We start from the raw sequence: 13,540 nt of genomic DNA, 5'->3' as shown, positions 1-13,540 counted from the left end.
GATGTTGAGTCAATGACAGTAATTTAAATGTGTAGAATTAAGTGAAGGAATAACCGATGAGTAAGAAAATGTTGTCTTTAAAAACCCGCCGAGCTGGTATTGGGTTGAGTCTTTTGGTTGCCGTAAGTACCAGTGCTTATGCGGCGCAGACACCGGTTGCTCCTCAAGTCGATGCAAAAGCGTTTGTTTTGATGGATTATAATAGCGGTAAAATTTTAGCGTCTGGGAATCCAGATGAACGCTTAGATCCCGCAAGTTTAACAAAAATTATGACCAGCTATGTGATTGGGCAAGCGGTGAATGCGGGGAAAATTACCCCTCAGGATATGGTTACGGTAGGTGAAGATGCATGGGCAACGGGAAACCCTGTTCTTAAAGGCTCTTCTTTGATGTTTTTAAAGCCAAAAGATCGTGTTTCCGTATTGGATTTAAATAAAGGGATTGTGATCCAGTCAGGGAATGATGCCAGTATTGCTCTTGCCGATTATGTTGCAGGTAGCCAAGACTCATTTGTGAGTTTAATGAATCAATACGTGCAAAAGATTGGTTTAAAGAATACCCATTTTAAAACCGTTCATGGCCTCGATTCAGAGGGGCAATATAGTACTGCACGGGATATGGCATTGTTAACCCAAGCAATGATCCGTGATGTTCCCGATGAATACGCACTGCACAAGGAAAAAGAGTTTACCTTTAATAAAATTCGTCAACCAAACCGTAACCGTCTGTTATGGAACCAAAATTTAAAAGTGGATGGCGTAAAAACTGGGCACACGAGTGGAGCAGGCCATAACCTAGTCGCCTCTGCAACAGAAGGCGATATGCGTTTGATTTCAGTTGTGTTGGGAGCGCCAAGTGACCGTGTGCGTTTTTCTGAAAGCGAAAAATTACTCACTTGGGGTTTCCGTTTCTTTGAAACTGTCACGCCAATTAAGGCAGATGCCACACTGAAAAAGCAGCGTGTCTGGTTTGGTGATACTTCAGAAGTTGATTTAGGTGTTGCCGATGATGTTTCAATTACGATTCCTAAAGGGCAATTGCAAAACTTGAAAGTGGATATTCAACTAACTAACGATTCACTTGAAGCGCCTCTTGCTAAAAACCAAGCGGTAGGAACGATTAACTTTATTCTGAATGATGAAGTCGTCGAACAGCATCCTCTAGTTGCAAAAAGTGCCGTTGAGGAAGCGGGGTTCTTCGGTCGTATTTGGGATTACATCATGAAAACGATTAGCGGCTGGTGGAGTGCCATTTTCGGTTAATAATGATTAAATGAAAATGATGTGAACAAAAAAATGCCTGCATTAGCAGGCATTTTTATAGAGACGATAGATAAACAAATGCTATTCGCAGTGAGCCAATTTAATCGCTAATCCCCCTTGGGATGTTTCACGATACTTAGCGTTAATATCTTTACCAGTTTCATACATGGTTTCAATGACTTTATCGAGGCAAACACGTGGGTCACTGACACGGCGTAATGCCATGCGTGCGGCATTTACGGCTTTAACGGAAGCAATGGCGTTACGTTCAATACAAGGTACTTGAACTTGCCCTCCAACAGGGTCGCAGGTGAGACCTAAGTTATGCTCCATGGCAATTTCTGCTGCGATACACACTTGCTCAGGGCTACCGCCCATTAATTCGGCGAGCCCCGCAGCGGCCATCGAACAAGCAACACCCACTTCGCCTTGGCAGCCCACTTCGGCGCCGGAAATTGACGCATTCATTTTATATAATGCACCAATGACACCGGAAACTAGAAAATAACGGGTATAGGAATTTTCATTCACAGGGCGAATGAATTTGTCATAGTAAGCTAATACCGCAGGAATAATGCCACAGGCTCCATTCGTTGGTGCCGTTACAACACGACCACCCGCTGCATTTTCTTCGTTAACGGCAAGCGCATACATATTGATCCAATCAATGACGGCCATTGGGTCCATATTGGTGTTATCGGTTGTTACGAGTTGACGACGTAACGCTGCTGCTCGACGTGGCACACGTAATGGGCCTGGTAGTAAACCTTCGGTTGTCACTCCCCGTTCAATACCGGATTTCATGACATCCCATACGGACGAGAGATATTGCTGAATTTCTTCTTTACTGCGTAACGCTAATTCATTCTGCATCACGAGTGCGGAAAGTGATAACCCTGTGTCTTTACAATGTTTTTGCAGGTCGGCCGCATATTTAAATGGGTAAGGGACTTGAATTGCATTTTCGTCTGACTGGCCAAAATGTTCTTCATCGACAATAAAACCACCGCCGATAGAATAGTAATTTTTGCTGTAAATAACATCATCACCACTGAATGCCGTAATACTCATTCCATTTTCATGGAGGGGGAGATTGGTTGTATGAAAATTCATCCCCCCTTCAGTAGGGAAATCAACTTCATGTTGCCCTTGTGCAAGGGAGAGCCTTTCAGTTTGCTCAACATTACGCATGAAAGCAGGAATAGCGTCAATATCAATGGTATCCGGTAAGTTACCCGCAAGACCCATAATAATCGCCATATCCGTTGCATGGCCTTTACCTGTTAAAGAGAGCGAACCATATACATCAACTGCAATTCGTGTTGTGCGAGAGAGTAATTTTTGCTGGATAAGGTCGTCAACAAACTGTTTGCCCGCTTTCATTGGGCCGACGGTATGGGAACTTGAAGGGCCGATGCCAATTTTGAAGATATCAAATACACTAATCATATTCAGTGCTTCCTTTTGTAGAAAGTCATTGAAATTAGGTAGCTTCCGTTGTTGGTCGCTACCTAGTGGCTTCAATTAGAAGAATAACTTATATGTTGCCGCAGAGATAGCGACCAGACCCATAATTACGATAAATACATTACTGATTTTACCTGAGTATTTACGCATTGCTGGTACCTTGCTAATTGCATACATTGGCATCAAGAACAGTAAGATAGCGATAACTGGGCCACCGAGGCTTTCAATAATATCCAGCACACCTGGGTTCAATGTTGCCACTAACCAAGTTGTGACTAACATGAAGATTGCAGTACCGCGGTTTAACTTGCGAACATCAATTGTTTTACCTTTTGCACGGTAAGCACGTTCAACTAGGCCATTGAAACCTTCACGAGCACCTAAATAATGACCAAGGAAGGATTTAATAATTGCAATAAAGGCAATGATTGCAGCTGCATATTTAATGAATGGCTGGTCAAAATAGCCAGACAGGTAGTCAAGAATACTGATATTTTGTGCTTTAGCTTGTGCAAGATCCGCTGAAGATAAGGTAAAGACACAGCTTATCACGAAGAACATAACTGTCAGCACCATCAGAATGTGTGCAGAAGCAAGGATCCGTGAGCATTTTTGTTCAGCTGCATCACCGTATTCTTCACGTTTTGCAACGGAGAAAGCGGAGATAATTGGCGAGTGGTTAAATGCGAATACCATCACTGGGATTGTTAGCCAAATAGTGACCCAGATGCTTTGTCCGCCGGTATTTTTTGTTGCTTCAGTGATACCTTCCCAAGTTAATGTATTTAGTACATCACCAGACCAATGTGGGATCATATACAGTGAGAATGCAACCAGCACGGCGATAAATGGAAACACTAACATACTCATGACTTTTACGATGTATTTTTCACCGAATGCCACAATCGCCATCACTCCGCCTACAAGGATCAAGGCAAGTAACCAGCGTGGTGGTGCGCCAACGCCCAATAATTCGGTTAAGAATTTATTGACGTTATTGGTGATGGAAACACCATAAACAAGAAGAATAGGGTAAATAGCAAAGAAGTAGAGTAGGGTGATCCAGTTTCCTGCTGTGCGACCAAAATGTTCTTCTACAACTTCAGTGATATCACCGTCAGGTTTTGAACCAGAAAGAACGAAGCGTGTTAACCCACGGTGAGCAAAAAATGTCATTGGGAAGGCTAATACCAGCATCAGTAAAACAGGTAATAAACCACTCATACCTGCATTGATTGGCAAAAACAATACCCCAGCACCGATAGCTGTACCATATAAACCCAGCATCCATACTGTGTCAGTTTTGCGCCAAGCACTACTATTTACTGTTTGCGAGGCCGTTTTGTCGATGGAACCAACTTTTGTTGCATCCATAATAGTCTCCGAAAATATAAGTCAAAAAAATCATTTAGCGTAACTGCAAATGCGTTACGACCTTTTAATCTTTTGGTACGAACAATTACTCAATAACAATTGTTTTCTTTTGCGTAACAATCTGATTGGAAATAAAACTAAAATTGACGGTAAATTGATTTTCAATCAGTTTTGTATTTTTATCATTAAATTTTAACATTGGATTTTGAGTGTGTGAATTTATAGTTTACCAGAATAAAATGCCGTGATCATTATCTCAAAAGAGAAATATCCCCCAAGATTGCGAGATATAATTATATTTTATAAAAATGTTAAATAAATTTGCGTTAAGTTTGTTTTTATTAGCAATTGAATAGTGGGTGAATAAGTTAAGCTTTACTTAAATGTGAGCAGAATTAAATTCTGTTAGAAAAATATTATTATATTAATGATTAAAATTGAGCTGATTAAAATATCATCCATATCAATATAAATATTGAGCTGTACTGTAATAATAGTACAAGTAAATTGTTATAGATAACTGATAACCAATTGAAAATAAATGAAATATTTTTATCTTTTAGATTGATTTATTGCGTAACTAATTAGTTTGAAAATTGGAGGAAAGATAACTATATATTAATTATTTTACGTTTTTTTTGTGCTTATATTTGCCACTTTTTTTGCAACGAAAAAAATAATTAAAATAGGTAACAAGATATTTGTTAAGTAATTGTTTTAATAATTTTATTGATAACTTCAAAAAAGTTTTAATCATGAGAATGGAAATAAACAGAAACTTTGATTTAGCGCAATTTTTATAATGCTAAACATACTGGCATTAATTAATGCCAGTATTTGAATATACGTTGTTATGGTTGAAACCAACCTTTACGAATAAGAGAGGCAAAAATAAAACTATATAGCCGAGTGATAGGTAATTGAATTTTATACGCACCAACAGACCAGAGGATCTGGGCCAAACCGCATGCGACAATCGCCAGTATAAAGGCACCTGCCATATCTAAAGGCCAATGAACACCGAGGTAAATACGTGACCAAGCAATAACGACAGCGGGGATCATCATCACGAGGCCAACCCAAGTTCTTAGCCAGAAAAGAAATGCAAAAGCGAATGTAAAGACAATCGTGCCATGGTTACTTGGGAATGAAGGCGTGGCTTCATGCTCGGAGAAATTAGTGCCAATTCCCATGACAAATGGGCGGTCATGCGGCGCGAAATAGCCCACTAGCCATGAAATGGTTAAGCCAATGACGATAGCAATGGCTGCTTTACAAGCAAAGGCACGTTGGCGAGTCATATTTGGCTGGGCGCCCCAAAACCAACAAGCAACAGTAAATAGTGGAAATAATAGAATTAAGCGTTTCGCAATCACATTCGCTACAGCAATGGTTCCACTAGCGGTTTCTGGAGTCGCATTGATCAAATTGAATAGATCAAGGTTAAGTTGTTCCAGCACAGTTCAGTACCTCGGTCAGATGGTTAGTGAGACAGAATAGATATAAAAGGGGGAGATTAAAGTTTCTTAATGAGCAGGTAAAGTCCCTTTGTCTTATTATTGAAAGCTATATGCGACAAATTTACTTGCGGTTTAACATTTACTCAATAATTATTTAGTGCAGTAATGAGTTTAGATAAGTCAAGGGAGAAAAAGTGATGTGGTGGCAAAAAGAGATACAACTTAGCGCAAAAGCGAGAGGGTTTCATTTAGTGACAGAAGAAATTCTCAAGCAACTTCCTGAACTTAGCTTAATCAAGGTTGGTTTAGCGAATATTTTTATTCAACATACATCAGCATCTTTAACAATCAATGAAAATGCAGATTACACTGTCAGGGAAGATTTCGAGAGCTTTTTCAATCAGGCCGTTCCTGAAAATGAACCTTATTATAAGCATGATTATGAAGGAAGTGATGACATGCCTGCGCACTTAAAAAGCAGTTTATTGGGTGCAAGTTTGACTATTCCAATTACTAAAGGGCGTTTAAACATGGGGACGTGGCAGGGGATTTATTTATGTGAGCACCGAAATTATGGTGGAAAACGTAGGTTAATCATTACATTGCAAGGCGAACCCAGCCGTTAGAAACAAAAAACCCGATAGCATGAAAACAAATAGTTGGCTATCGGGCTCCTCAATATGGGGACATCAAAGAAAAGCAGTGGCACTAATTAAGACCCCGTCTAAAAAAGAAAGTTCTCACCTAGATGAAAAAAAGTACAATATTTTTATTAAATTTGGCTTAAATAGCACAAAAAGAACAAGCAAAGTGTTAACACCTATAAATAAGTGAACAACTTTGCTTGTTGAGATGAAAAACGGAAAGGGCTAATTATTTGTATAGATTCAAATTTTCTTTTGCGTAAGCTTCGAAATCTGTACATCCACCAATATGTTGCTCATCAATAAAAATTTGTGGAACGGTTTCAACAGGTTTGCCAACAGTTTTAGATAAATCTTCTTTAGAAATACCTTCAGCTTGAATATCAACGTAGCGGTAGTCAAAATCTTCACGTTCATTTTTCAGTTTTTCAGCGAGTTCTTTTGCACGAACACAGTATGGGCAGCCAGGACGACCAAAAATAACAGTATACATAGTATCTCCTTTTTATCTTGAGCTCAGATTCTAATTGCAATGCTCAATACTATGCCTACATAAGTTATGAAATAAAAGTCGAATTTTCCTGTTATACCTATAGGTATGACATATAATTCTCAGTTTGAGAAAGTGACACAATAATGAGAGGAGAAAAAGAATGAGCAATAAACCTCAGTCTAAAGGGACAATGCGTTCACTGGCGGACATGCCAAAGCCCATTATCGTGTTAGAAGGTGTGGGGATCATTCTGCTTATTATTGTTTTGTTAGCAACAAATGACTATATCACATTGCCGGAGCCTTTAATGCAGCCAGGGGCGATCGTGAGCATGATTATGGTCGGCATTGGCTGTTTGGTGCCCGCAATGGTCAATATTGTCTGGCGAGCAATTCATGGCCTGAGTTTTTTGGGCATTGATAATAAACAACCAGAAAAGAATGTATCTAAAAAGCCAGACTCTACAGATAATAAACCAGATGAATAAGTAGATTGAGCGTGGTTTTACTGGTGTTTCGCTCTACAATGTGTGAGAATTATTCGTTTTTTAGTTAGGGGAAAATGTGCCAGAACCCTAACAAATCGATATTGCACGACTATTTTGAGTTGAAGAAGGTTACTATCCATGGATTCTATTTGTTACCCTGACATCACTAAGTTACGTGAATGGTTAGACCAACTCAAAACCTCTTATTTCGAGTGTGATTCCTGCTCTGCATTACATTTACCTCATATGCAAAATATAGACGGTATTTTTGATGCAAAGCTCGATATTTTAAATAATGTTTTGGTGTTGTCTGCATTAGCTGAGCTCAAACCGACAGCGATTGTGACGTTAGTGGCGAATATCAGCCAAATTAATGCCAGCTCATTAACGGCAAAAGTTTTCCTTGAAATAAACAATGAAAACTTGCCTAAATTGATTGTTAGCCAATCATTTTCATTAGAAGCAGGAATGACGTATCGTCAATTCTGCCATTTTTTACAGCAAGCGGAAGAGCAAATTTCAGCTATTGTCTTTGAAATCTTTAGCAATAATTTGTTGTATGCAAATCAAGATGACTTTAGTGAAGATGATGACAGCTCTGAAGAAGGCTCTGAGCTTTCTCTTGATGACAAACCTTCAGTCATTCTCCACTAAGTTTTTGCTATGCATTGTGAAAAATATGCCACAGGGCAATGCCATTCATGCCAATGGCTGACACTAACTCCTGAACAGCAAATTATTGAAAAGCAGAGTCAACTACAGGCTCTTTTACCTGCTATTGATACTTCTTTATTTCAGCCTCCAGTGACAGGGCCGCAAACGGCTTTTCGCAATAAAGCCAAAATGGTCGTTAGTGGTAGTGTTGAGAAGCCAATTTTAGGTATTGTTGGGCGAGATGGGCAAGGTGTAGATTTAACGGACTGCCCGTTGTATCCAGATGCCTTTTCTGATGTGTTTAGTGCCATTATTCCTTTTATTGCAAGGGCAGGGCTGACGCCTTATAACATTGAGCGCAAACGCGGTGAATTAAAATACCTATTATTAACCCAAAGTCATTACTCTGGGAAATTCATGCTGCGGTTTGTGTTGCGCTCAGAGAAAAAAATTGAGCAGTTAAAAAAGGCACTGCCATGGCTACAAGAACAGTTGCCACTGCTTGCGGTGATCACCGCCAATATTCAACCCGTGCATATGGCAATACTTGAAGGTGAGGATGAGATTTTCTTAACGGAGCAGCGCACACTTCGTGAAGAGTTTAATCAAGTCCCTTTATTTATTCGGCCACAAGGTTTTTTCCAAACGAATCCTATAGTGGCTGCAAAATTATACCAAACCGCGAGGGAATGGGTTAAAGCGTTAGATATCGATAGCTTGTGGGATCTGTTTTGTGGCGTGGGCGGCTTTGGGCTGCACTGTGCTGAAAAAGACACTCACTTAACAGGGATAGAAATCAGTGCGCCAGCGATTGCCAGCGCACAGCAATCAGCGGATGAACTTGGATTAAAGCATGTTGAGTTTAAAGCCCTTGATTCAACGCGTTTTGCCACGGCGAATCAGGATATCCCTCAGCTTATTTTAGTCAATCCGCCACGCCGAGGAATTGGTAAAGAGTTATGCGATTTCCTTTCCCATGTGCAGCCTGAATATATTTTGTATTCTAGCTGTAATGCACAAACCATGGCGCAAGATTTACAACTGTTGGCTGGCTATCAAGTCTGTAAGGTACAGTTGTTTGATTTATTTCCTCATACGGCGCATTATGAGGTATTGACTTTATTAAAACGGTTAACTCATTGATAGATAATATAAAAAAAGCTTGGTTTTAATACCAAGCTTTCTATTAAAGTGAGATAAAACTAGCCTCTATGCTCAAATTCCAACGCTTTGCGTTCAATTAAACGCATTAGAACGGTCAAAATTGCATTGACCACTAAATAAATAATTCCCGCAGCAACAAACGCCATCACATTCCAGCTTTGACCAAAGATCAGTTGGCTATAGCCCATGACATCTAACATTGTAATCGTACTGGCAAGTGACGTACTCTTGAAAATCAGGACGACTTCATTGGAATAGGACGATAACGAACGCTTAAAGGCATAAGGCAAAATAATACGCATGGTTTGCATTTTACTCATACCAAGGGCTTGGCAAGACTGCCATTGGCCTGATGGGATGGCTTTAACTGCACCGTGGAATAACAAAGTGGAATAAGCCGCACTGTTTAAGGCCAATGCAACCATTGCACAGACCCAAGGTGTGGAAATAATCTCCCACAACATGGGATAATCTTGCAATGATTTAAATTGGCTTGGGCCGTTATAAATTAAGAAAAATTGTACCAATAACGGCGTACCAGTGAAAAGCGTGATATAGACTTTAACGGCTTGAGAAACCACAGGGGTTTTCAGCGAGAGAACTAAAGTAAATAATATCGCTAAGATAAAAGCCACAATGAGTGCGCTAAACGTTAGTGATAAGCTGGTTGGTAGCCCTGGAAGAATATCTAAAATTAAATCCATCATTTTGATTCACCTCGCTCAAAGCGAGTAGTACGCAATTCAATACGTTTTAAGATAACTTGACTGACTAACGTAATGGCAAGGTAAATCAAACCCACAATGGCGTACCATGTGAATGGCTCGTGAGTTCTATTGACGATTGTTTTTGTTTGTAGCATCAAATCATTAACACTGATGAGTGAAACTAACGCGGTATCTTTTAATAATACAAGCCATTGGTTGCCTAAGCCTGGAAGCGCATGGCGCCACATTTGCGGCATAATGAACCGAAAGAAAATAGTGCGTTTGTTTAAACCTAATGCAAAACCTGCTTCCCACTGGCCATAAGGTACTGCTTTTAAAGCTCCTCTTAATGTTTGTGATGCATAAGAGGCGTACAACAAGGCAAGGGCAATAACACCACAAACAAATGGGGTATAGTCAAATTCGCCACTATTAGCAAAGAAAATGCTGGGGTCGATTTGAATAGTGGTTTGCCAAAAACCGAGGTTTATATCGAACCCATCACCAAATAAATTGATCAGTTGTAATGTACCGAAATAAACAAACAACACGACCAATAATTCAGGCAGACCGCGGATCAAAGTAACCCAGCAAGTCCCTAAAAAGGCAATAGGTTTAAAACGGACGGACTCCCACGCAGTAAATAACATGGCGAGGATCAGCCCCAAAACCAGTGCAGAAACAGCAAGGCCGACGGTGATACCGGCGGCACTTGTTAAAAATAGAAAGTTGCTCATTAATTATATCAATTACTGTTGAAACCATTTTTTGTGGATAGCATCATAAGTGCCGTCTGCTTTAACTTCAGCTAAGGCTTTATTCATTTTATCCAACAGCTCTTTATTCCCTTTACGAACAGCAATACCTAAACCAATACCGAAATATTGTGGATCAGTCACTTTTTCACCAACAGCAGCTAAGTTTTCGTTACCTTTAGCTTTTAACCATTCGTCAGCAACTGCGGTATCACCGAAGACGGCATCGATACGGCCATTTTGTAGGTCTAAAATAGCAGATTGGTAGTTATCATAAGGAACGGTTGTCATCCCTTTATGTTGTTCCATGATGTATTTTTGGTGAGTGGTTCCGTTTTGAACACCAATTTTTTTATCTTTTAATTGGTCTACTGAGCTGATTTTTTCTTTTACAGCAATAAATTCTGCTGAGTTAGGGTAGTAAGTCTCAGTGAAATCTACTTGCTGTTGGCGCTCAGGGGTAATATCGATACCTGCCATTAATGCTTCAAAGCGACGGAATTTTAAGCTAGGAATTAAGCTGTCGAAAGATTGGTGAGTAAATGTACAAGTTGCATTCATTTTTTCACACATTGCATTGGCTAAATCAACGTCAAAGCCAACGATTTGGTTATTCTTATCGAACATTTCAAAAGGTGCGTAAGTCGCTTCTGTTGCAAAACGGATGGTTTCTTTTTCCGCAGCAGTTGCAGATAGGGTTACAGCGCCCAGCAGTGCAGCTAATATAATTTTTTTCATTGCTTAATCCTATATCTATTAATGTGACAGATAATTTGCAAATGCTTCTGTTTGAGGTGCAGTGAAATGGCTTGCATCCCCTTGTTCTACTATATGGCCGTTTTCCATATACACGACACGGCTAGCGGTTTTGCGAGCAATTTCCACTTCGTGAGTGACGATGACTTGTGTAATCCCAGTTGCAGATAGTTCACGAATAATATCAACAACTTGAGCGGTGATTTCTGGGTCAAGTGCCGCGGTTGGTTCATCAAATAATAAAACTTTTGGTTCCATCATTAGCGCTCTTGCAATCGCAACACGCTGTTGCTGACCACCCGATAAATGTAAGGGGTAGCGATCAGCAAATTGCGACAACCGTAAGCGTTCTAATAACTTAGACGCTTTTGCTTGCGCTTCTTGCTTTGATAATTTTAACACGCGGCAAGGTGCTTCAATTAAGTTGTCCATAACGCTCAGATGAGGCCACAGATTATATTGTTGAAATACCATCCCTACATTTTGACGCAGCTCACGAATCGCTTTCGCATCTGGAGCTGAAGAAAAGTCAAATTGCTGACCCACAATATTCAAGTGGCCTGAACGTGGCATTTCTAATAAATTGAGGACACGTAACAATGAGCTTTTACCAGCCCCGCTTGGCCCAAGTAATACCATAGTCTCACCAGCAGAACACTCTAGATTGATATCAAAGAGTGCCTGATGGGAACCATAGAAACAGTTGATGTTTTTTAATTGAATGCTCATGTGTACCAATAATATCTTATTTCACTACCCGCGATATTAATCCTATGAGCATATTTATGCAATAATTTCTGCATAAAAATTTGGTTTTTACGCTAAAATTATTCCGATTTAACGGTCAGTTGCTCTGCTTGCTGTTCTTTAGCGAGTTGTTTATCTCGCTCATAAGCCAGTTCGCTGATGCGTTTTGCCATTCCCTTAAAAATAAATAAATGTGCGGGCATCATGGCAAACCAATAGAGTAGGCCGCAAAAGCCAGCTGGGTGCCACCATGCTCTAACATCAATTGAACGGCGGTTCCCGCTATCATGAATAGTAAAAGTTAAGCGGCCAAGTCCTGGGGCTTTCATACCAAATAACAAGCTAAGTTGTTTATTAGGTTCAAGATTAATTACGCGCCAGCCGTCAATCTCATCACCGAGTTGGAGCTGTTCACGATCGGGGCGGCCGTACTTCACTTTATTTAACATCATATCGTCCATGATGGCGCGAGTTTTCCACAGGCCATTGGCATAGAAATAGCCGTTTTTTCCGCCGATTTGTTGCACTGTATACCAAAGCGATTCTGAACTGGCTGTTGTTCCAAGGGTTGCTCCCGCTTGTTTTGGGTAATAGCCATAGCCGGGACGCCAGCGTTTTCTGACTTCTGGATCATAACCCCAATCTGCGTTATCAACGGCATCGGCTTCTTCTGCTAAAGTCGTTCTAACGGCATCATCAAAAGAAATTAAGGTTTGGGGGATCAGTTCTCGTAACGCTTTATCATCCGCGGGGAGGTCGTGCTGCAAGCCTTGAATTAACTCCTTAGCGATTGACGGTGGTACGGAGGTGATCAAACTGATGAAATGCACGGAAATCATACTGATGGGGATCGGAATAGGAATAAGTAAACGCCGCTTACCACTGACTTTAATAAAGCGCTTAAATAGCTCTTGGTAGCTAATAAACTCAGGGCCACCTGCATCAAAAATCCGATTCTCAGTTGTTGGTATTTTTGCCAGTTGCGTTAAATAATACAAAATATTCGATAGGGCGATAGGTGACGATTTAGAACGAACCCAACGTGGTGGCGTTAAAATCGCTAAGTTGTAGACCATATCACGCATAATTTCGAATGCGGCAGAACCAGACCCAACGATAATTGATGAGCGGATTTCGGTAACAGGGATTTGGCTTTCACGTAGAATATCACCGGTTAAACGTCGAGCAATTAGGTGTGGTGAATAGGTGTGCCCATGTTGTAATGCACTGAGATAGATAACATGTTTAACGTTTGAGCCTTCAAGGGCTTGTTGCACGTTGCGAGCGGCTGCACGCTCACGCTCGACTAAATTGGCTTGGTCGGCCATGCTATGAACGAGGAAATAAACAATATCGATGCCTTCCATGACACCTTTTAGTGTTTCAGGGTCGTGAAGATCCACATAAATGCATTGGGTATCTTGCCAGCCTTGAGATAACATCCAATCAACACGACGTGCACCTGCTGTTACGTCATATCCTTGCTCAATGAGTTTAGGGATCAGATTCTGACCAATATAGCCACTAGCGCCCAACACTAAAACACGTTGTTTATCTGTCATGTTAATTT

The 13,540-nt window shown here is 40.5% G+C and carries 14 protein-coding genes; 5 read left to right on the top strand and 9 right to left on the bottom strand.

Features of this window, described 5'->3' with window-relative positions:
• The first annotated feature begins 56 nt into the window (after positions 1–56).
• Positions 57–1,262 (top strand): serine hydrolase, encoded by a 1,206-nt coding sequence (locus FVA72_RS15335; RefSeq protein ID WP_004256445.1) that lies wholly within the window; start codon positions 57–59, stop codon positions 1,260–1,262.
• Between the two features lie 81 nt (positions 1,263–1,343).
• Here the strand turns inward: FVA72_RS15335 and FVA72_RS15330 are convergent, their stop codons facing one another.
• From FVA72_RS15330 to ybjG, 3 genes are all read right to left on the bottom strand, one after another.
• A complete protein-coding gene (locus tag FVA72_RS15330; protein WP_094960654.1) occupies positions 1,344–2,711 on the bottom strand; it encodes an L-serine ammonia-lyase in 1,368 nt (455 codons plus the stop codon).
• A gap of 75 nt (positions 2,712–2,786) precedes the next feature.
• Complete coding sequence (locus tag FVA72_RS15325; RefSeq protein WP_004256437.1) at positions 2,787–4,103, bottom strand: serine/threonine transporter; 1,317 nt, start codon at positions 4,101–4,103, stop codon at positions 2,787–2,789.
• Positions 4,104–4,954: 851 nt separating this feature from the next.
• On the bottom strand, positions 4,955–5,563 hold the full coding sequence (gene ybjG / locus FVA72_RS15320) for an undecaprenyl-diphosphate phosphatase (RefSeq protein WP_004256430.1): 609 nt from the start codon (positions 5,561–5,563) through the stop codon (positions 4,955–4,957).
• 197 nt (positions 5,564–5,760) lie between these two features.
• Here ybjG and FVA72_RS15315 point away from each other — a divergent pair, with 197 nt between their 5' ends.
• The gene (locus tag FVA72_RS15315) at positions 5,761–6,189 is read left to right on the top strand and encodes a secondary thiamine-phosphate synthase enzyme YjbQ (protein WP_110591387.1); all 429 of its coding nucleotides are present in this window, start codon (positions 5,761–5,763) and stop codon (positions 6,187–6,189) included.
• Positions 6,190–6,436: 247 nt separating this feature from the next.
• Here the strand turns inward: FVA72_RS15315 and FVA72_RS15310 are convergent, their stop codons facing one another.
• On the bottom strand, positions 6,437–6,700 hold the full coding sequence (locus FVA72_RS15310) for a GrxA family glutaredoxin (protein ID WP_004256424.1): 264 nt from the start codon (positions 6,698–6,700) through the stop codon (positions 6,437–6,439).
• Between the two features lie 160 nt (positions 6,701–6,860).
• On the opposite strand from FVA72_RS15310, the gene FVA72_RS15305 reads away from it, so the two are divergent.
• From FVA72_RS15305 to rlmC, 3 genes are all read left to right on the top strand, one after another.
• Positions 6,861–7,187 carry a YbjC family protein gene (locus FVA72_RS15305; protein WP_004256421.1) on the top strand — a complete coding sequence of 109 codons (327 nt, stop codon included), beginning with the start codon at positions 6,861–6,863 and terminating at the stop codon, positions 7,185–7,187.
• A 138-nt stretch (positions 7,188–7,325) separates the two neighbouring features.
• A complete protein-coding gene (locus tag FVA72_RS15300; protein WP_096864157.1) occupies positions 7,326–7,841 on the top strand; it encodes a YbjN domain-containing protein in 516 nt (171 codons plus the stop codon).
• A gap of 9 nt (positions 7,842–7,850) precedes the next feature.
• The gene (gene rlmC / locus FVA72_RS15295; protein WP_110591388.1) at positions 7,851–8,984 is read left to right on the top strand and encodes a 23S rRNA (uracil(747)-C(5))-methyltransferase RlmC; all 1,134 of its coding nucleotides are present in this window, start codon (positions 7,851–7,853) and stop codon (positions 8,982–8,984) included.
• A 59-nt stretch (positions 8,985–9,043) separates the two neighbouring features.
• Here rlmC and artM read toward each other — a convergent pair whose 3' ends face one another.
• The 5 genes from artM to FVA72_RS15270 all read right to left on the bottom strand — a co-directional run bounded on the left by artM (position 9,044) and on the right by FVA72_RS15270 (position 13,532).
• Positions 9,044–9,712 (bottom strand): arginine ABC transporter permease ArtM, encoded by a 669-nt coding sequence (gene artM, locus FVA72_RS15290; RefSeq protein ID WP_110591389.1) that lies wholly within the window; start codon positions 9,710–9,712, stop codon positions 9,044–9,046.
• A complete protein-coding gene (gene artQ, locus FVA72_RS15285; protein ID WP_004256406.1) occupies positions 9,709–10,449 on the bottom strand; it encodes an arginine ABC transporter permease ArtQ in 741 nt (246 codons plus the stop codon). Before artQ ends, artM begins: the two co-directional genes overlap by 4 nt.
• 12 nt (positions 10,450–10,461) lie before the next feature.
• Positions 10,462–11,205, bottom strand: a complete 744-nt coding sequence (gene artJ / locus FVA72_RS15280) for an arginine ABC transporter substrate-binding protein (RefSeq protein ID WP_004256405.1) — start codon at positions 11,203–11,205, stop codon at positions 10,462–10,464.
• Positions 11,206–11,223: 18 nt separating this feature from the next.
• Positions 11,224–11,952: an arginine ABC transporter ATP-binding protein ArtP gene (gene artP, locus FVA72_RS15275; protein ID WP_004256404.1), complete on the bottom strand. Its 729-nt coding sequence runs from the start codon at positions 11,950–11,952 to the stop codon at positions 11,224–11,226.
• A gap of 98 nt (positions 11,953–12,050) precedes the next feature.
• The gene (locus FVA72_RS15270; RefSeq protein ID WP_110591390.1) at positions 12,051–13,532 is read right to left on the bottom strand and encodes a DUF2867 domain-containing protein; all 1,482 of its coding nucleotides are present in this window, start codon (positions 13,530–13,532) and stop codon (positions 12,051–12,053) included.
• Positions 13,533–13,540: the final 8 nt, after the last annotated feature.

Source organism: Providencia sp. PROV061, from assembly GCF_011045655.1.
In the GTDB taxonomy this organism is placed as follows: Bacteria; Pseudomonadota; Gammaproteobacteria; order Enterobacterales; family Enterobacteriaceae; genus Providencia; species Providencia hangzhouensis.
Note: the sequence above shows the minus strand (reverse complement) of the source record. Positions and strands in the feature narration are given on the sequence as shown.

Bases quoted from the DNA above. Each gene is read 5' to 3' on its own strand.
- FVA72_RS15305 (WP_004256421.1), top strand. From the start codon at position 6,861: ATGAGCAATAAACCTCAGTCTAAAGGGACAATGCGTTCACTGGCGGAC.
- FVA72_RS15325 (WP_004256437.1), bottom strand. From the start codon at position 4,103: ATGGATGCAACAAAAGTTGGTTCCATCGACAAAACGGCCTCGCAAACA.
- FVA72_RS15335 (WP_004256445.1), top strand. From the start codon at position 57: ATGAGTAAGAAAATGTTGTCTTTAAAAACCCGCCGAGCTGGTATTGGG.
- FVA72_RS15315 (WP_110591387.1), top strand. From the start codon at position 5,761: ATGTGGTGGCAAAAAGAGATACAACTTAGCGCAAAAGCGAGAGGGTTT.
- artP (WP_004256404.1), bottom strand. From the start codon at position 11,952: ATGAGCATTCAATTAAAAAACATCAACTGTTTCTATGGTTCCCATCAG.
- artJ (WP_004256405.1), bottom strand. From the start codon at position 11,205: ATGAAAAAAATTATATTAGCTGCACTGCTGGGCGCTGTAACCCTATCT.
- rlmC (WP_110591388.1), top strand. From the start codon at position 7,851: ATGCATTGTGAAAAATATGCCACAGGGCAATGCCATTCATGCCAATGG.
- FVA72_RS15270 (WP_110591390.1), bottom strand. From the start codon at position 13,532: ATGACAGATAAACAACGTGTTTTAGTGTTGGGCGCTAGTGGCTATATT.
- FVA72_RS15310 (WP_004256424.1), bottom strand. From the start codon at position 6,700: ATGTATACTGTTATTTTTGGTCGTCCTGGCTGCCCATACTGTGTTCGT.
- artM (WP_110591389.1), bottom strand. From the start codon at position 9,712: ATGATGGATTTAATTTTAGATATTCTTCCAGGGCTACCAACCAGCTTA.
- FVA72_RS15300 (WP_096864157.1), top strand. From the start codon at position 7,326: ATGGATTCTATTTGTTACCCTGACATCACTAAGTTACGTGAATGGTTA.
- FVA72_RS15330 (WP_094960654.1), bottom strand. From the start codon at position 2,711: ATGATTAGTGTATTTGATATCTTCAAAATTGGCATCGGCCCTTCAAGT.
- artQ (WP_004256406.1), bottom strand. From the start codon at position 10,449: ATGAGCAACTTTCTATTTTTAACAAGTGCCGCCGGTATCACCGTCGGC.